The sequence below is a fragment of the Shimia sp. NS0008-38b genome (genome assembly GCF_040370365.1).
Lineage (GTDB): Bacteria > Pseudomonadota > Alphaproteobacteria > Rhodobacterales > Rhodobacteraceae > Shimia.
Map to the genome: position 1 here is coordinate 682,488 of NZ_BAABWQ010000002.1, position 17,963 is coordinate 700,450.

At 56.7% G+C, this 17,963-nt stretch carries 19 protein-coding genes; 6 read left to right on the forward strand and 13 right to left on the reverse strand.

Annotated features, from left to right (window positions below; genetic code table 11):
• Window positions 1-29: 29 nt before the first annotated feature.
• The gene (locus ABWV47_RS09390) at window positions 30-950 is read left to right on the forward strand and encodes an endonuclease/exonuclease/phosphatase family protein (protein ID WP_353311049.1); all 921 of its coding nucleotides are present in this window, start codon (window positions 30-32) and stop codon (window positions 948-950) included.
• On the opposite strand, the gene ABWV47_RS09395 is transcribed toward ABWV47_RS09390, so the two are convergent.
• Complete coding sequence (locus ABWV47_RS09395; protein ID WP_353311051.1) at window positions 920-1,819, reverse strand: Rossmann-fold NAD(P)-binding domain-containing protein; 900 nt, start codon at window positions 1,817-1,819, stop codon at window positions 920-922. The genes ABWV47_RS09390 and ABWV47_RS09395 overlap by 31 nt on opposite strands.
• A gap of 97 nt (window positions 1,820-1,916) precedes the next feature.
• Here ABWV47_RS09395 and ABWV47_RS09400 point away from each other — a divergent pair, with 97 nt between their 5' ends.
• Together ABWV47_RS09400 and leuB are read left to right on the forward strand one after the other, a co-directional pair.
• Entirely contained in the window at window positions 1,917-2,813 is an 897-nt protein-coding gene (locus tag ABWV47_RS09400; RefSeq protein WP_353311053.1) for a LysR family transcriptional regulator, read from the forward strand.
• Window positions 2,814-2,871: 58 nt separating this feature from the next.
• On the forward strand, window positions 2,872-3,975 hold the full coding sequence (leuB, locus tag ABWV47_RS09405) for a 3-isopropylmalate dehydrogenase (protein WP_353311055.1): 1,104 nt from the start codon (window positions 2,872-2,874) through the stop codon (window positions 3,973-3,975).
• Window positions 3,976-4,047: 72 nt separating this feature from the next.
• Here the strand turns inward: leuB and ABWV47_RS09410 are convergent, their stop codons facing one another.
• The 7 genes from ABWV47_RS09410 to ABWV47_RS09440 form a co-directional block, all read right to left on the reverse strand.
• Window positions 4,048-4,404 carry an immunity protein Imm33 domain-containing protein gene (locus ABWV47_RS09410; protein ID WP_353311057.1) on the reverse strand — a complete coding sequence of 119 codons (357 nt, stop codon included), beginning with the start codon at window positions 4,402-4,404 and terminating at the stop codon, window positions 4,048-4,050.
• A 34-nt stretch (window positions 4,405-4,438) separates the two neighbouring features.
• Complete coding sequence (locus ABWV47_RS09415; protein ID WP_353312074.1) at window positions 4,439-5,071, reverse strand: LysE family translocator; 633 nt, start codon at window positions 5,069-5,071, stop codon at window positions 4,439-4,441.
• 67 nt (window positions 5,072-5,138) lie between these two features.
• Window positions 5,139-5,801, reverse strand: coding sequence for an ABC-type transport auxiliary lipoprotein family protein (locus ABWV47_RS09420; RefSeq protein WP_353311059.1), 663 nt, complete (start codon window positions 5,799-5,801; stop codon window positions 5,139-5,141).
• Window positions 5,798-7,912, reverse strand: a complete 2,115-nt coding sequence (locus ABWV47_RS09425; protein WP_353311061.1) for an MlaD family protein — start codon at window positions 7,910-7,912, stop codon at window positions 5,798-5,800. Before ABWV47_RS09425 ends, ABWV47_RS09420 begins: the two co-directional genes overlap by 4 nt.
• Before the next feature lie 3 nt (window positions 7,913-7,915).
• Entirely contained in the window at window positions 7,916-8,707 is a 792-nt protein-coding gene (locus tag ABWV47_RS09430; RefSeq protein ID WP_353311063.1) for an ABC transporter ATP-binding protein, read from the reverse strand.
• Window positions 8,708-8,709: 2 nt separating this feature from the next.
• Entirely contained in the window at window positions 8,710-9,840 is a 1,131-nt protein-coding gene (locus ABWV47_RS09435) for an ABC transporter permease (protein ID WP_353311065.1), read from the reverse strand.
• A 109-nt stretch (window positions 9,841-9,949) separates the two neighbouring features.
• On the reverse strand, window positions 9,950-10,888 hold the full coding sequence (locus ABWV47_RS09440; protein ID WP_353311067.1) for a PaaX family transcriptional regulator C-terminal domain-containing protein: 939 nt from the start codon (window positions 10,886-10,888) through the stop codon (window positions 9,950-9,952).
• A 148-nt stretch (window positions 10,889-11,036) separates the two neighbouring features.
• Between ABWV47_RS09440 and ABWV47_RS09445 the strand changes: the two genes are divergently transcribed.
• From ABWV47_RS09445 to trhO, 3 genes are all read left to right on the forward strand, one after another.
• Complete coding sequence (locus ABWV47_RS09445) at window positions 11,037-11,834, forward strand: TIGR03084 family metal-binding protein (protein WP_353311069.1); 798 nt, start codon at window positions 11,037-11,039, stop codon at window positions 11,832-11,834.
• Between the two features lie 217 nt (window positions 11,835-12,051).
• Window positions 12,052-12,798, forward strand: a complete 747-nt coding sequence (locus ABWV47_RS09450) for a sulfite exporter TauE/SafE family protein (RefSeq protein ID WP_353311071.1) — start codon at window positions 12,052-12,054, stop codon at window positions 12,796-12,798.
• Window positions 12,799-12,973: 175 nt separating this feature from the next.
• The gene (gene trhO, locus ABWV47_RS09455; protein WP_353311072.1) at window positions 12,974-13,882 is read left to right on the forward strand and encodes an oxygen-dependent tRNA uridine(34) hydroxylase TrhO; all 909 of its coding nucleotides are present in this window, start codon (window positions 12,974-12,976) and stop codon (window positions 13,880-13,882) included.
• Between the two features lie 46 nt (window positions 13,883-13,928).
• Here the strand turns inward: trhO and ABWV47_RS09460 are convergent, their stop codons facing one another.
• Genes ABWV47_RS09460 through ABWV47_RS09480 form a run of 5 tightly spaced genes read right to left on the reverse strand, consistent with a single transcriptional unit; the run spans window position 13,929 to window position 17,959 of the window.
• Window positions 13,929-14,405, reverse strand: coding sequence for a class I SAM-dependent methyltransferase (locus tag ABWV47_RS09460; protein ID WP_353311074.1), 477 nt, complete (start codon window positions 14,403-14,405; stop codon window positions 13,929-13,931).
• The gene (locus ABWV47_RS09465; protein ID WP_353311076.1) at window positions 14,402-15,157 is read right to left on the reverse strand and encodes a polysaccharide deacetylase family protein; all 756 of its coding nucleotides are present in this window, start codon (window positions 15,155-15,157) and stop codon (window positions 14,402-14,404) included. The genes ABWV47_RS09460 and ABWV47_RS09465 overlap by 4 nt, the downstream gene beginning before the upstream one ends.
• A complete protein-coding gene (locus tag ABWV47_RS09470) occupies window positions 15,154-16,296 on the reverse strand; it encodes a glycosyltransferase family protein (protein WP_353311078.1) in 1,143 nt (380 codons plus the stop codon). The genes ABWV47_RS09465 and ABWV47_RS09470 overlap by 4 nt, the downstream gene beginning before the upstream one ends.
• Window positions 16,293-16,880, reverse strand: coding sequence for a histidine phosphatase family protein (locus ABWV47_RS09475; RefSeq protein ID WP_353311080.1), 588 nt, complete (start codon window positions 16,878-16,880; stop codon window positions 16,293-16,295). Before ABWV47_RS09475 ends, ABWV47_RS09470 begins: the two co-directional genes overlap by 4 nt.
• On the reverse strand, window positions 16,877-17,959 hold the full coding sequence (locus ABWV47_RS09480; protein ID WP_353311082.1) for a glycosyltransferase family 4 protein: 1,083 nt from the start codon (window positions 17,957-17,959) through the stop codon (window positions 16,877-16,879). Before ABWV47_RS09480 ends, ABWV47_RS09475 begins: the two co-directional genes overlap by 4 nt.
• Window positions 17,960-17,963 lie beyond the last annotated feature (4 nt).

Consider the following 17,963-nt stretch of genomic DNA (forward strand, 5'->3'; position numbering starts at 1 on the left):
TTGAACTGTCGCGCAAAGGCCCCGGCCTCATGCTGCGTGACATTTCCCGCGCCGATCCGCAGATCAAAGCAATCACCCAGGTGGTCACCCACCTCGCGCCGGATGTGCTGTTTTTACAGGGCGTGGATTACGACGCCGACTTGTTGGGCGCATCGGCGCTGCGTGATCATTTCACCGGAAATGGCCTCCACTATCCGCACATCTTTGCCCTCACTCCCAACACTGGTCTCCCGACAGGGCTCGACATGAACGGCGATGGCCGGACCCACAAAGCGTCCGATGCACAGGGCTTTGGCCGGTTTCGCGGCGCCTCCGGTATGCTGATTCTGTCGCGCTGGCCCTTCGGCGAGGCGCAGGACTTCACGCGCTTACTGTGGCGTGACCTACCGGAGGCGAAGCTGCCATATGTTGATGGCAAGCCATTCCCGTCTGAGGCAGCTCAGGCCGCCCAACGTCTGTCCTCAACGGGCCATTGGATACTCCCAGTCAACCATCCCAACCGGACACTGACCCTAATGCTGTTTGCTGCTGGCCCGCCGGTGTTTGACGGCCCCGAAGACCTCAACGGCCTGCGAAATGCAGATGAAATCCGCCTCTGGTCACACGTTCTGGATGGCAAACTTGGCTCCCCCCCCGATGTGCCCTTTGCCTTAATGGGTGGCGCCAACCTCGATCCCGACCGGGGGGAGGGTCGCCATAAAGCAATTCAGCAACTGCTCTCTGACCCCCGCCTACAAGACCCACATGCCACAGCGGGGCCAACAGTCGATTGGCGCGAGCCCACACCGGGCGACCTACGTGTAGACTACCTCCTGCCCAGCGCCGACCTGACAGTCAAAGCGGCTGGGGTGTTCTGGCCCCAACCCTCTGATCCATTGCAGTCTCTACTGACCTTCAAAGACACGCCCGCCAGTCGCCATCATATGGTTTGGGCTGACATCGATTTTTGAGATCGGCCAATCTCATCTGGTAGCGCAGAGGCCAACGCAACATGCAGCTCAGTGTGCTTAAATCCGGGTAAAACAGCCTCAAACCGCGCTCCATCCAATCGATGCGGCGTGTTCCACAGATAGCGCATCTCAAGCAGAAACGGAGCGAGCTTCCAAAATGGGGCCGCCAGTTTCAGGGCCCACCATGGCATTGTCCGTACTTTGATCGACCGCCCTAAAACAGCCTCCAGCGCCTGTATCAATTCATCCCCGGTCAACGTGTATCCAGCAAAACAGATATCCTCAAACCGGTTAAGCTCGGTGCGTTTTTCAGCCAATCCCACTGCCGCGCGGCACACATCAGGCAAATAGGCCCATGCGTGTTCGACGTCGCGCCGCCCCGGATAGGTGAACAAGCTGCGCGAAATTTTCTTGGCCATGATCATATCAAACCAATTGCCGGACGCCTTTGTGTCAATGAAATCACCGGACCGCAGAACAATCGTGCGCACGCCACTGTCTCGATAAGCCTGCTCCATGTCGCGCCGAATTTGCCCAAGCGGATTGCGCGCCTGATGCGCGGTTGTCACGCCCCACGGGCTAGGCGTCCCCGCGCCAAACACATAGACATTGCCCGGAACTATCACGGTCGCGTCCACCGTTTTTGCCGCATCAATCACCTCCGCATGCAGCTTTGGCACTTGGGATTCCCAATCCGGGTACGCCGGGTTCCAAGCATTCACGATCACCTGAACCCCATGCACTGCCTCTCTGAGCACATCTTTGCTACGATCAAAGCGCTGCACCACCCAACCAGCTTTGGCAAAAGCTTCCGCTGCATGGCGCCCGAAGCGCCCGTTTGAACCCAAAATCAAAACTGTCTCGGCCATTGATTGTCTCCTTCTGGCTGGCGTCACCTCCACAACTTGACCCATCCGAATACAAATAGGTATTGACCAAAATCAAACTTTTGACATTCATAAATGAATGGATAAGTCTCTCTCTGATCTCGATTGGTCTCTGATCCAATCCTTTCTTGCTGTGGCGCAAACCGGGTCTTTGTCTGCGGCCGCGCGACATCTAAACGCGTCTCAGCCCACCCTAGGCCGCCATATCAAAACGCTGGAGGACACACTGAACGTAGAGGTGTTTCACCGCCACGCTCGTGGCTTTGAGCTGACGGACACTGGCCGGTCCTTGCTGGGTCCGGCACAACGCATGTCTGCGGCGATGGCCGATCTTGCACTGGCGGCGGCGGGGGATGAAACAGACTTGGCAGGCACTGTGCGCATCGCCACTTCCGTCTTTATGGCCCATCACGCGCTTCCCGCGATGCTCGCAGAGCTGCGCACCAAGGAACCCCAGATTCAAATCGACCTTGTTCCTTCGGATCAATCGGAAAACCTGCTCTTTCGCGAGGCTGACATTGCCGTGCGCATGTATCGCCCAAAGCAGCTCGATATGATCACCAAATACCTCGGCAACATTGAGCTGGGCATGTTTGCCGCAGAAAGCTACATCGCCCGTAAAGGCCGCCCTACTGGGGCTGAAGATTTGCCAAACCACGACATTGTTGGCTACGACGCCAATGACGACATCATTCGTGAAATGCGCACCATGGGCATTCCCGCCAGCCGCGATTGGTTTGCCGTGCGTTGCGACAATCAAACCGCCTATTGGGAGTTGGTGCGCGCGGGGTGCGGTATCGGGTTTTGTCAGGCCAACATCGCCCGCAAGACCCCGGGAATCGAAGAAATCCCCATCGACTTTCCACTGCCGGATTTATCTGTCTGGCTCACCGCACATGAAAGTCTGCGCCACACCCCTCGCATTTCTCGCGTCTGGTCTCTTCTGGAGCAGGCATTAAAACCCTTTGTTTCTTGATCTTTTGCCCACAGATCGGTAGGGCGTAGCCAACCAATTTGATCAAGGACAACACCCCATGAGCACCCCTTCGCTTCTCATCCTCGCCGGCGACGGCATCGGCCCCGAAGTCATGACCGAAGTTCAGCGTGTTATCAGCTGGTTCGGCGACAAGCGCGGCTTGAAATTTGACGTGAGCGAAGACCTTGTGGGCGGCGCCGCTTACGACAAACACGGCGTGCCCCTGCACGACGACACCATGGCGAAAGCGCAAGAAGTGGACGCAGTTCTGCTTGGTGCTGTGGGTGGCCCAAAATATGACGATCTGGACTTCTCGGTAAAGCCAGAGCGCGGCCTGCTGCGCCTGCGAAAAGAAATGGATCTCTTTGCCAACCTGCGTCCTGCGCAGTGTTTTGACGCATTGGCCGATTTCTCCTCCCTGAAAACCGAGCTGGTGTCCGGTCTGGACATCATGATCGTGCGTGAGTTGACGGGTGGCGTCTACTTCGGGGAGCCACGCGGTATCTTTGAAGAAGGCAACGAGCGCGTTGGCATCAACACCCAGCGCTACACCGAAAGCGAAATTGAACGCGGCGCACGTGCGGCGTTTGAATTGGCCATGGTGCGCGACAAACGTCTCTGCTCGATGGAAAAAGCCAACGTGATGGAAAGCGGCATCCTGTGGCGCGACGTGGTGACCGAAGTCTCCAAAGACTACCCAGAAGTCGAACTGTCCCACATGTATGCCGACAACGGCGCGATGCAGCTGGTACGTGCACCAAAACAGTTTGACGTGATTTACACCGACAACCTGTTTGGCGACATCCTCTCAGATTGTGCGGCCATGCTGACCGGCTCGCTGGGCATGTTGCCATCAGCCTCCCTTGGCGCACCCATGGACAACGGTCGCCCCAAAGCCATGTACGAACCCGTACACGGTTCTGCCCCAGACATCACAGGTCAGGGCAAAGCCAACCCATGCGCTTGCGTCCTCTCTTTTGCCATGGCGCTACGCTACTCCTTCAATGAAGGTGCCGAAGCAGACCGCCTCGAAGCTGCCGTAGAAAAAGTGCTGGCGGACGGTGTGCGCACCGCAGACCTGATGCAGTCAGAAGGTGAGACACCAGTGTCCACCACCGAGATGGGCGACGCGATCTTGGCCGCGCTAGACGCGAGCCTTTAAGGGTCACTCCTAATCACAAACAAAAGGCGCCTCTCGGGGCGCCTTTTCTATGCGGACTTGTCACCAAGAGTTCTATTCTCCGTCAATTAGCAACGCCTCATCAAACCAAATATCTTCATAATCACCGTCCGTCAAAAACCTCCAACCCGGCGGCAAAAGCAAGAACTTCAAAGCAAGTGGGCATCGCTCTTTTAGATGCGAAACATGCATTGGCATGAAGAAATCAGGGGCTTGAGAAAACGCCAGACCACCATAGATGTACCATCCTGAAACACCATTAGTCACAGGATGCCGCAACCCGTTTAACGGTAACACTCCATCCAATGAGGACTGCGAGATACCAACCTTGTGAAACGTCGGAGTTTCGCTAAGAGGCGCAGCAAATCGCCGACGGAGTTGCTCTTGTATGTCGCGGGTATCCGAACTCAAATCGGTGCCTCGGTTGCAACCATGTTGAACGAGATCAATTGCGCATGTCCCGCAACCCGCTCCACAGCAGGCTTGCCCCCATCGCACCAAAGGCCGCCGCAAACACGCCTTCAAACCAGCGCGCAAAACGGGCATAGCCGCGCATCGCCGCACCGGTGGAGAACAAAAGCGCATAGATGCCGTAGACCACCAGCCCTGAAAACGCGCCCATCGGTCCAAAGGCCAGCACATGCCACGCGCTCAGTCCTTGGCCAAACATGAAAGAGGCCACAGCCGCCCACATCAGCACCGCCTTGGGATTGGTCAGCACCACCAAAGTGCCTCGTTTCCAAGCCTCCACATCCGTCAAAGACTGCGCGTCCGGTTTGATTGCTGTGCCTCCGCCGCCTTTGATCGTGGCCCGGGCAGCTTTCAATCCCAAGAACAACAGATACCCGCCGCCCAAAACCTTCAGCAGAACAAGTGACAGCGGAAACGCCTCAATCAGCGCACCCAAGCCCAAGGATGTCGCCAGCGACCAGACAAACATGCCAGAGGCGATGCCTGTCACCACAAAGAGCGCAGGCCTGCGCCCTTGCGCCAAACCAACCGAGGCCACCGCCGCCAAATTGGGTCCGGGTGCCACCTGTGCAGCAATCACCCCCAACCACGTCAAAGCGTAGACCATCAACACATCACATCTCCTTTGTCGCGCGCCACGCACGAGGCGAACCCATAACTGTAGACGCTTAAGGCTACCGCACATCGGGCCGTGGGTTGCGTTGTTGGTGGCTGTAGATCGTTTTCACGCTCCACTCCACCGACTTGCGCATCGCCTTGCCCAGCGCATTGTCAAACACCAGCACCACATCATCCATGTCGTCAGACGGCGCATACAGAATTTCTTCAAACGATTTGGAGCCAATGATGCGGTCATCAAAATTGTCGACGATCTTCATATTCAGCATCACATGCACCTCAAGCGCGACCTCTTCGGTCTCCACTTTCGGTATGCGCGCTTGAAACTCGCGCAACTCACTCACAATCAAATAGTCTGGACGCAACCCAACCGAAGAACGCCCCACAGCGGCCACCTTGCCACTGTTCTCATAGCTCTCAATCAACAATGTTTGCAGCATCACAGGCGCACGATCGACCCAACGCGCGCGTGGCAAATACTCAAACTGATAGGGGGTCGGCTGAACCGCCACCTGATCTGTATTCACAGCGGAAGAAGCGGTCGGTTCGGACACCAACAACTGTTGGCTTATCCGTGGCAACCCACTGCTAAACGTGCTTTTGGGCGTCAACGTATAGAGGTCTGTCGGCGCCGTTGCACGACTGAGCGTGCCAAGTCCCGAGCACCCTGAAATCGCCAAACACGCGGTCAACACACCGCCCCACATCCATCGTGTCATCGGCTAAACTCCGAACCTTGAGTACCTAAAAGAAAACGAGCTGGATCACGCCTCAAGCGCTCAACCAACCGATCCAAATTCTGCACGAGGAAGCGCGCTTCCTCCACAAACCGAACAGTCTCCGGCAGGCCAACCCGCAAGAACTCTGACACGTGCCGCTCATTGCTTGCCACCACACCATCAATGGTGCCAATCAAATTCGCCGCGGATTGTGATGCTGCCAAAACCTCATTTGATGCCAACCCAAGATCATCGGACACCTCGGAAACAGTCGACGACACAGCAGCAACAGCTTTGCCAATGTCCGTAACAATTTGGTCGACATCTTCGTCCAAAATCTCATTCACACCTGTGAAGGTCTTCTCTGCGGCCACCAAAGTGCCATCCGCCGTTTCCATCGCTTGGTAAATGGCCTCCAGCGTCGTGTTGGAGCGCTGAAATGTGTCAATTGCCGCCGTCAATGCCGCACGCCCTTGATCTGACAGCGTATCCAAATCCGCTGTGGCATTCACGGCCAGCGTATCCACATTGCCAATCATCGTATTGGCCGATTGCGCCGCCGCAGTGATATCTGCCACGACGTTTGGCAAAGACTCATCAATCGTGGTGCGCATGGTGTCCAAGGCGCTGCGTGCACTTGCCGCTGCAGCACGTGCGTCGACAATCAAATCACGCCCGTCCCCATCCACAAGCGCCGTCACGCTATCAGCTGTGGCATCCAAAGACCGCAGCATTTCATCAGACAACTCCAACGCCTCGTTGAAATTCTCAAGCGTGCCACGCGCCTCAGTCAAACGTGCCGTTGCCACTGCCAGCATCTCTGTGCCTTGATCCGTCAACGTACCCACACCACCTTCAATCGCCACCAGCGTCTCGTTGGCCTGATCAATCAACGGACTGACCTTTGTGGTCGCCAGTTGTTGAACCGTGCTCAACGCAGCTGTGGCTTCACCAGCAAGCGGCTGGATATCACTGGTCATCACCGTATTGGCTGTATCAGAGGCGGCGCGCACCGACTTTAGGGTCTCCGTCGCAGCATTGGTCGCAGTTTCAATCGCCGAAATTGTGCTTTCCGCCTGAGTCATGCGCGCCTGTAGCGACGTGCCAACTTCTTCGTAGCGCGCCATTAGGCTGGAGGCATCCGTGCCCACCTGAGACACCTGTGTCTCCATAGCAGCAGCTGTGTCCTGCACCTGCTGCGCCAGATCAGGCAGTCGCTGTTCGATCAACGTCTGGGCCGATTGCATCGCCGACAGCGCTGAGGGCTCCAACACGTTCACCACATTCTCAAGCGCCGCCGCCGCATCAGCGCCACGCTGAATAAACGCCTTCAGATCTTCCTGCATAAGCCCGTCAGCTGTTGCAAATGCGCTTTCGGCGTTCTTCAACGTGCCTTCCGTGCGATCCGCCGCTTCTTTTATCGATCCCAAAGCCGAAGTGGCTTCGGTCAAGGTCTCCTCAGCCGTATCAGAAAGCGCTTCAAGCCGTGTCGTGAAGGCCGCAATTTCCTTGGCTGCACTGCCCACATCCTGCGATAGGGTTTCAAACTCTGCCAAGGTGCGATCCAAGCGTCCGGAGGCACTGCTCAAATTGCCAATCAATTCGCTGACCGCGGCAGTGTTCTCGTCACTCACCACCCCTTGAAGGTTTTCCAAAAGGCCAATGGCCTTTTCCATCAACTCTGGTGCACCTTCGATCACCGATTGCAACGCACTCGGCTCGGTCTTGATTTCACCGTATTGCTTCATCGCCGCAGCCGTGGGCGTCCCCCCTGACAGCGCCACAAAACTCACACCGGTCACACCCTGCCCCTGAAGCTTGGCCACCGTGTCAACTTTCACCGGCGTGTCAGATCCAACCTCGATGCGCACCCGCACCATTGAGGGATCATCTTCATCCAGTTCCAGCATGACAACCTGACCAACTGGAAGGCCATTGTAGCGCACACCACCCGCCATCCCAAGGCCACTGACATTTTCAAAAAGCACATCGTAATAGGCGTATTGCCGCTCCAAATCGATCTTTGCGAGCCACAGCACAAAGCCAAATGACCCGATCAGCCCGATCAGCGCGAACACCCCAATCAACAGGTAGTTGGCCCGTGTCTCCATGACCTATGCTTCTCCCGTCTTCTTGACCTGTGCGGCCCGCGCCCGTGGTCCGGTAAAATACTCTTGCACCCAAGGGTGATCGACCGCTGTCATTGTCTCTATCGGACCTTCTACCAGAACCCGCTTCTCAGCAAGCACCGCAATGCGATCACAGATGGCATATAGGCTGTCCAGATCATGGGTAACCATAAACACTGTAATGCCCAACGCCCGCTGAAGCTCACCGATCAAATCATCATAAGCAGCAGCCCCAATTGGATCGAGCCCAGCTGTGGGTTCGTCCAAAAACACAATCTGCGGGTCCAGCGCCAAAGCACGCGCCAGCGCAGCGCGTTTGCGCATCCCACCTGACAGCTCACTTGGCAGCTTTCCACAGGCAAAATGCGGCAGACCCACAAGGCTGACCTTCAGCCCGCCAAGCTCTTTCATCAAAGTGGGTGACAGCTTCAAATGTTCGCGCATCGGCGCCATTACGTTTTGCAAAACGGTCAGGCTGGAAAACAAAGCGCCATCCTGAAACGCCACCCCCCAGCGCGTTTCAACTTTGCGCCGTTCGCTTTCTGGCGCATGCAGCACATCCGTGCCCAACACCTCAATGCTGCCCGCCGCCGGTCGGTTGAGCCCCACAATTGTGCGCAACAGAACCGACTTCCCGGTACCAGAACCGCCAACAATACCCAGCACTTCGCCGCGCCAAACATCCAAATCCAGATTGTCATGCACCACTTGCGGACCAAACTGATTGCGCAGCCCCCGCACTTTGATCACCGCCTCACGTTCAGGAGTTTCGCTCATGCTCACACCCCCAACTGCGCAAAGAAGATCGAAAACAGCGCGTCAATTGCAATGACCAGAAAAATGCCTTGCACCACGCTCTGAGTGGTCCGTCGTCCAACGCTGGTTGAACTGCCCTGCACTTGAAACGCCTGCCAACACGCAACAACCCCAATCATCAGCGCAAAGAACGGCGCTTTGATCATGCCCACCAGCAAATGTTTCACATCCGTCGTATCGTGCAGCCGTGTGATAAACATGCCGGGGCTCACATCCAGACTGAACCAGCTCATCAACGCGCCACCGAACAGGCCAAACAGATTGGCGACAAACCCCAGCAATGGCAGCATGATCAACAACGCCAACACCCGTGGCACCACCAGCACGCGGATCGGGTCCAACCCCAACGTCTGCATCGCATCAACTTCCTGCTGCACTTTCATCGAGCCAACCGAGGCGGTGAAGGCAGAGCCAGATCGCCCCGCCACAATGATGGCGGTTAGCAAAATACCCAGCTCCCGCAGTATCGAAATCGAGATCAGCTCGACCACAAACACCTCGGCCCCAAATTGCTGCAATTGGCTTGCGCCCTGAAAACCAAGCACCACGCCAATCAGAAACCCCATCAAGGCCACAATCGGTACCGCGCTCAGCCCAACGTCCTGCATATGTGTGACCAAAGACGCCCATCTCAGCTTATGAGGGCGCGCCAATTCCCCGACTATTCCGGCAATGGTCTGTCCTAGAAAACTTATAAATGACAAGACACTCTGGTACCCGCTGACAACGCTTTCACCCAGCGCTTCAACCCAAGTCCATCTATGCGCCGCCTCGACATCTTCCGGCTCCTCTTGCGGTGTCGCTGCCGCCACCGTGTCGATCAGCGCGATGTGATCCGCAGCCCCTCCGGCGATGTCGACCGCACTGCCCGCCTCCAACAGCCGCGCGCGCAACTGCGCCACCATCCAGGCGCCGCCGGTATCGATCACCGACAAGGCGCTTAGATCAATGCGAACCGGGGAACCATTGGGGTCAACTTGTGCAAACGGGATTTCTAAAGCCGCCAGATGCTCGGTCACCAAAGCGCCAGACAGCTCAACGCGACGCGCGTCACCTTCTGGCACGACCTGCAACTTTGGCAGACCATCTGTCATGTCACATTGCCGCCGATGCGGAAACTTCTGTCTCTGACGGTACACGTCATGCTGTTCTCAACGACCTGCCATCCAAGTTGTTCTTCAGAAACGTAACAAACCACTCCACCTAAGCACTGTCCAGCGCACTTTCCAAAACAGAAATCTGGGGCCGTTCCAAACGCGCAAGCGCCTGTTTTACCAACCGTTGCGCCCGCGCCCCTTCCCAATCTGAGGGCAACACGATGTCCTGTACAGTGCCATGTCGCAATCGCAATCGGCGCCAATGGTGAACCACAGCCAACCGCAGGGCGCTGCGCGCCCAGATATCGTCTGGTGATGTATGTGACAACACGCGCCCCACCGCAGCGGACAGCTCATCATACTCTGCACACAGAATCTTAGGTGCAAGGGCCTCCACCACCCATGGTGGCAAACGGTCAGGTGCAAACTGACTCACCAAACAGGCCTCTGTGCTGCGCATGCTGCCGGCAACAAGCGCACACCGCGGCGCAAAGATCGCCGCCCCGGCTGGCACCTCTGCTTCAAAATCGTGTATCGCAATACTGGGTGCGCCAATTGCCAACGTCACCAAATCCGTGGGCTGCGCCGGGTCGCCATAGATTTGAGGCCGCACCAATTCTGCTTCTGCCCACGCCTCCGCCGTCAATCGATGCGCGGACAAACGTCCCCTCTTTTGCGTTTCCACCCAACCGTCGCGGCGCAACCGGTGCAGCGCCACGCGCAGAGCTTGATTATTGATACCCATTCGACCAACAAGCTGATCCAAAACGGGACCAATCACCCACTCGGTATGAGCCTGCAAAACGTCTCCCAACACCGTCACAACCACCGACCAGACCTTGATCGGGCCGCAGCCAATAATGCTATCGATATCTTCTTGCAGATCAACGTGTTGCATATGGCTCAGTCTATCGGTGTTCCCGCATGCAAACAAGCTGTGCACGTCACGTAACGGCAACGCTCTATTGATGCCCGGAGCGCTCCGTCCCATGCTGCCACAAATCGGGATCGCCAAGGAGGAGGATCGTGCAGTGTCTTTATGCATTCAAATCACACCAAGCACCCCACGGTTTGCTCAAAATCGGGCTGCCGTGTGCGCAGCACCTTTGGCGACCGCGCCCTTTTGTACATCCACGTCCAAGCGGTTCAACAGCACGCAATAGACGCCCGAATTTCACGCGAAAGGTCCCCACATGATGCTCACACAGGCCGATGACTTCCTTGCAGAGTCCGAAATTCTACACACCGCCATAGCGTCTCTGTCAGACAGCGAGCTGCGCCAAACCACGCAATTCAAGGGGTGGACCATAGAGGATGTTCTAATCCATCTGCATTTTTGGAACACCAGCGCAGATCTGTCCGCCTCTGATGAGGCCGCCTTTGTGGCACGCACGGGCGGCGCCATGGCGTCCTTAAAACAAACCGGTTCACTGCGCGTCTTTGAAAACGACACGATCACAGAACGCGGGGCAGCCCTGCGCAGTCTTTGGATTGAAACCGCACGCGACATTGCAGCACGCTGGCGCGATATGGACCCTAAAACACGCCTGCCTTGGGTTGGCCCATCGATGTCGGCACGCTCGTCAATGACAGCGCGGCAAATGGAAACTTGGGCACACGGCTTTGAAATCTTTGACTTACTGGGACAAACCCGCGTCGAAGGTGACCGCATCAAAAACATCGTTATCCTTGGTGTGAACACCTTTGCATGGTCTCATCAGGTGCATAATTTGGCAGCTCCAACCACAGTGCCGAAACTGACCCTCGCCGCACCGTCGGGCGCAGTTTGGATCTTTGGCGAGGAAGACAGCACCATCACCGGCAGCGCCGCGGATTTCGCTGCCGTGGTGACCCAGACCCGTGCATTGGCGGATACCGCACTACGGGTGCACGGCGACATTGCACAGACCTGGATGGACAACGCTCAATGTTTCGCCGGCCCCCCTGAAACCCCACCTGCCCCCGGCCATCGCCACCGTCAGAACCGCTGACACGGACAAGGCCATTCTCACCGCGCAATGTGCCGCTTCAAACGGTGACGCCGCATCTTGCTTGTTGAGATTGGACGCCTGATCCACGCGCTCCCAACCTGTGCCACCAGCGCAAGGCAAGCCATCTCTAGCCCTGTAAAGGCAGGAGACATATTCGGCAGCAATACCACCCCAAAGACCCGCTTGATCTCACCACAGTTCTGTCCATAGTGGCGCCATGTCCACCCTGCTCCCCCCTGATCTTGCTCAAGCTGCAGCGTTGGCACTTCTCGCCTTCAGCTTCGCAGGGTCGTTCCTCACCGCCGCCTTCGGGATCGGCGGCGGAGTCGCTTTCTTAGGCGCTTGTGCAATACTTCTGCCGCCTGCTGCGATCATCCCGGTCCACGGCGTTGTGCAACTTGGCTCCAATACCACCCGCGCACTGCTTTTCCGTCGCAATGTGATGTGGACCGCGCTGCCAGCATTTGTAATTGGCTCCTTGGTGGGAGTCGCCATCGGCGGCAGCGTGGTGGTCAGTCTTCCCGCTTGGTTGGTGCAGTCAGCCGTCGGAATTTTCATCCTTTGGGTTGTCTTCGTCCATCCGCCCCGATGGCTTTCCCAATGGCCGCTGGTTACGGGGCTGATCTCCAGTTTCCTCACAATGTTCTTCGGGGCAACCGGCCCGTTTGTTGCGGGCTACGTCAAGTCCCTGAAACTCGACCGCCACACGCACACGGGCACGCAGGCCGTCCTAATGACGGTACAACACGGGCTCAAAGTCGCAATGTTCGGCGTTCTGGGGTTTGCCTACGGAGAATGGGCCGCCGTCATCGGTGCGCTGATCGTTGCTGGCGCGCTTGGGACATGGGTTGGCAAAATTGTCTTGGGCCGCATGACTGACCACGGTTTCCATCGCGTCCTAAACGTCATTTTGGTGCTTGTTGCACTGCGCCTAATCTGGGGCGGGATCAGCGCGCTTTTCTGAAATTTTCCACCGTCGCGATACAGACGCAATACCGACGTATTGCAGACGTGCCATTTTGCCCTATTTCCCCCAGTGAGAAGATCGGTGCATGACGGCCACGATTGCTCAGGAAACCGCAATAAGCAACAAGCCCGCCGATCTTGAACAGAGACCAAAATGGGCGTAATGGACCGCTATGTATACAGTTTGTGCTCTCTATCACTTCAGCCGTTTTGACAATCACGAGGCCCTTCGTCCGCCTCTGTTGGAGCTGTGCCAGAAGGAAGGCATAACCGGCACGTTGCTGCTGGCCCACGAAGGGATCAACGGCACCATAGCAGGCCCCCGAAAGGGTATTGAGACTGTCATTGCACATATTCAATCGCTCCCCGGCTGCGCAAATTTTGAGTGGAAACTCAGCACCGCAGCTGAAAAGCCGTTCCCGCGGATCAAAGTGAAGCTCAAGAAAGAGATCGTCACACTTGGCCAGCCCAATGTTGATCCAACCGCACATGTGGGCAACTACGTGAATCCTGAGGACTGGAACGAGTTGATTCAGGCTCCGGACGTGGTGACCATTGACACGCGCAACAACTACGAAGTGGCCATTGGCACGTTCCAGGGCGCCGTTGATCCAGAAACCGCCTCTTTCCGCGAGTTCCCGGCTTGGTGGGAAGAGAACAAAGATCGCTTCCACAACAAGCGCATTGCCATGTTTTGCACCGGCGGCATTCGATGTGAAAAATCCACCAATTTCTTGATGAATCAAGGAGTTGAAGATGTCTACCATCTCAAAGGCGGCATCCTGAAGTACCTAGAAGAAGTACCACAGGAAGAGAGCACCTGGGATGGAGAATGCTTTGTTTTTGATGGTCGTGTCTCTGTTGGACATGAGTTGAAAGAAGGGCCGCATGTGCTGTGTCACGCCTGCCGTCGCCCAATTTTGCCCGAGGACTTAGACCGCCCGGAGTACGAAGCTGGCGTAAGCTGCCACCACTGTATCGATGAGAATTCCGAACGGGACAAGGCACGCTTCCGGGAACGTCAAAAGCAGATGTTGCTGGCCCGCCAGCGCGGCGAACAGCACATTATCGGTGTAGATTGAGCAGGTTGCGCCGCTCAATCCTAAAGCGGCCTAGCTGATCGCAGCGTTATGTTCTGTAAAAGTAATACCGTTCCGGAGCGACACTTACCGGGCCACGCACCTGCTCAAACCCCACCAACGGCTGGCCTGATACCAAGGCCCCGCCGGGCAACATAATATCTTTGATAAACACCGACAAACGCGCGGCTTCAGCCACATCTTTTTCCTTGTCTCCAAAGCCAAAATCATAATGCCCCAAGGCAACCTTGGTGCCATCTGACGCCATCTTTTTCAGCATATCTTCTGCCTCGCCCTGAAGAAAATCTTCCTCAGGAGGAACGCAGGAGTGATGGCAATTGAGCGCGCGGTCTATAACCCAAATGCGCCGATCCCCCGCGATCTCGCGCAGGTGGTCATAGGTCCGTCCATTGCCCAAACCCATGTCCAAAAAATCCCCCTTCAGGCTGTCCACCCGGGAGTTTGCCCATTCCAGCCCCTCGGCCTGTGCCGCCAACCGGCGCATCATGCTATTCAATCGGCTCATGAGGTGCCCTCTTTTTTATGGCGATAAAGCCATACGGGCCCTTCGCAAATTTCATGCAATACTTGTCGCGAAAACTCCCAGATATCTGCGTCATGCGCAAGGTGATGCGTCAGATATCCCAAGGGTTCGTGATTGTCTGTGATGCCAGTGCGGCGCTCTTGCAAAAGTTGAACCAATTGAGACACCAGCGTCTCCGTATCAACCAAACCGCGCGTACCACGCCAAAAAATCGGATCAATATGTGTGTTGATCTGCGCAACCATTGGCGCGGCCATATCGGCTTTTCGCGGATTGTAGGTCGAAACCGCCGTGTAGCCGAGCAGGCCAAGCTCCGGGAAAAACGCTGTGTCCATCCGGTTCCAAGGCGGTACAAACATTGGCGACAAACGATCACCAAACAAAACAGACATCCGTGCCAAACCGGCCTGCAAATCCGTTACGGCCTCCGCATGATCGCGCCCGACCCCAAATTCAGCGTTTTTGTGCCCTTCTGGTGCATGGCTCGTGTGGCACCATCCATGAACCACCGGCAAAAACAGCGCTGGCAGCCCATCCGCCAAAGCCTGTGTCGCCATCTTAGGAATGACTGCCAGATGCACTGGAACAGCAACATCTTCGCTCAATGCGGCAAGCTGCTCCAACGCAGCAGTCTGCGTCACCGCATCATCATCACGCCACCAAAAAGGCAATTGCAGCCCCTCAGCCCGCCAAATGGCAAGCTCTGAGCGCAGCGGTGCCCAATCAACTTTCATGACCGCAGTTCCGCCAAAATCGCCTGCGTGATACGTACGCTTTCCGCCGCGCCATTCATCCGGAATTCTGAAGAGCTACGCCGCCCATCTCGTAACACTCGTTTCAACTCTCCGAGCAGATTTTGCGGCGTCAAGTCTGCGGCTGGTAAAACCTCTATCGCCGGCTGCACCGATAACGACCGCGCCCGCAAGGTTTGCTCCACTTCGCCGCCTTCATCAAACGGCACAAACACGGCCGGAACACCGGTCTGCAGCACGTCCATCGCAGTGTTGTAGCCACACATGCTCACCGACGCCGCAGCTTGATGCAGCATTTGACGAAAGTCAGGGCGTACGGCTTCAATGATGATTGTCGGGTCATTCGCTTGCGCCTTCAATGCCGCAATACGCTTTTCTTTGTCGGCCCCACCCACCAAAATCCGCCATCGAAGCGGGCTTCTCTTAGCCGCTCTGATCGCGCTCTCAAACAAGGCTTGTCCAACAGAGCCACCGCCCGCACTGACCAAAACTTCACCTGTGCCGACACCCTCGGGATGTGGCTGCGGCGCAGCCGGCGCAACATAGCCGGTATAGTGCAACATGCGGGTCACATCACTGGTAACAGGCCAACTGACACCGAGCTGGGTCAAATCGGAGTCCGCATGAACCAACACCGCGTCGTAGTAAATCTTTAACCGATCTCGCGCCATCGTTGCTTTGCTGGCCTTGGAAGGCGGCGCAAGGATGTCACGTACAGAAGACAGAACAACTGGTCGCGGAGTGAGCGCCTGTGCCGTCTTCAGCAACGCCTCAAACTCCTGCGACAGACTGCGACGGCCAAACGGGAACAGCTCCGTTATCAACACATCGGGTTTCATCTCTTGCACAGCCGCAGCGGCCTGTTTCTGCCGCGCAGACATATAGGCATCATCCGCCTCCACGCCGGCATCCGTCAGCAATTTTGTGAAATCGACCCCATCAGATGCAAGCGGAGGCAATTGCACCAAGGGCACAGTCTCGTTCTCCAAATGCGGCGCAGGACATCCACCTGAGAGCACCACGGCTTCATGACCTTCGCGCACAAACGCCTGCGCCAAAGTCAGGGCGCGCGACAAATGGCCAGTGCCAAGCAAATGAGTGACTGCGATCAAAACCTTCATGAGCCGCGCCCTTTCAACCTCACAATAGATGGGTCCGCTATTTTAATCTCATGGCCCTGAATTTCCACCACAAAAAGCCGATTTCGCTTCACCGCAAATGGCGCCGGGCCCATAAAATCCCAACCATACGCCTTTGCCAAAACCATGCGCATCGTGCCGATATGGCACACTGCAATTGTGTCGCTCTGCAAGCCAAACAACCATGGTGCAACCCGCGCCCAGACCTCACGCGGGCTCTCTCCTGCGGGCGGGCGATAGTCCCATCCCCAAGCTTCGATGTCACGAAATCCGCTGTTGGGATCTGCTTTAAGGTCAACGCCTTTTTTGCCTTCCCACTTCCCCCAATCCATCTCGATCAGTGCATCCACAACATGAGGATCGCGCCCTGCCACAATCTTTGCCGTTTCCCGTGCCCGAGAAAGCGGACTGGCGTAAAGGTCCGCCTCTTCCCAGCCCTCAGGCAAAGCAAACCCAGACAGGTCCTTACGTGCTTGATCATCCAATGGAATGTCTGTGCGCCCTTGAATCTGATGCGCGCGGTTCCACGCGGTATGTCCGTGACGCATCATAGAAAATCGGATCATGGAATGTCTTTCAGCAAAGGCGTCAAAATGCGCCAAACCCTGCGCCGCGCAGCGGGCATCAAGTGGCTCTCGGCAATCAAATCTCGCGCCGCTTGCGCGCGCGCGTCGTGGCAATCAGGGTCATTCAACACATGCAATACCGACGCCGCAAGCGCTTCCGGCATCCCAACAGGCACCAAACCGTCAGGCGCAACCACTTCGTTCACACCGGGTCGGTTCTCGGCAACCACGGGCACGCCATGGGCCTGCGCTTCCAGATAAGCCATCCCGAAAGCTTCATTCACGCCGGGCCATAAAAACACACGCGCCCGCTGATAGGCGGCTGCCATTCCCGCCGTATCCAACTGCCCCAAAAACTGCACCCGCTCACCAAACGGTGCCATCAGTGTGGCGACTTCTTCGCGCATTGGCCCATCGCCGGCGATCTCAACCCGCCATGGCCCATCAGGCATATGTGTCAAAGCCTCTGCCGCGATCGCGTAGGACGCCAACTTATCTCCAGCCCGCATCATCCCCGCAATCAGCACCAACGGCGCTTGCCCAATTGCCGCGGCAGGTAACGTCTCCATGGCCAGAAAGGGCTGCAAAGCCACAAGCTGCTGCCCATCCCGCAGATTTGCACGCAGAGCTTCGGCATCCCGTTCGGTGAAATGGAACACCACATCTGCCAGGTCGATCGCCTCTTCAGCTTTGCGCTCAAACGCGTCCCAAGGGCCGCCCAACCGCTTGCTGGCTCGCGTGGCCTCGACCAACACATAAGGAATGCCCAATGCCTTACTGACTGTTGGGCCCAACAAATCGGGGGCTTTGTAGTAATTGTGATAGGTCACCCAGGCGGCCCATTTGTCTTTTTGTCCTTGTGCCACCAACCCTGTGCAAGCCCGCTCCGCCTGATCAATCAAGGCTGCTTGCGTGACAGCATCACCGCGCTTTTCAAAGGTTCGCAATTCCGAAGCCAATACTGGTGTGTGGCCGTCATGCTCAAGAACACGCATAAAATTGCGCGCTATCTCGCGTTCACCGGACGGCACCGGGTGATGCGGTGACTTCAAAGGCGCGTAAAAAGCAATCCGCGCCATGGCG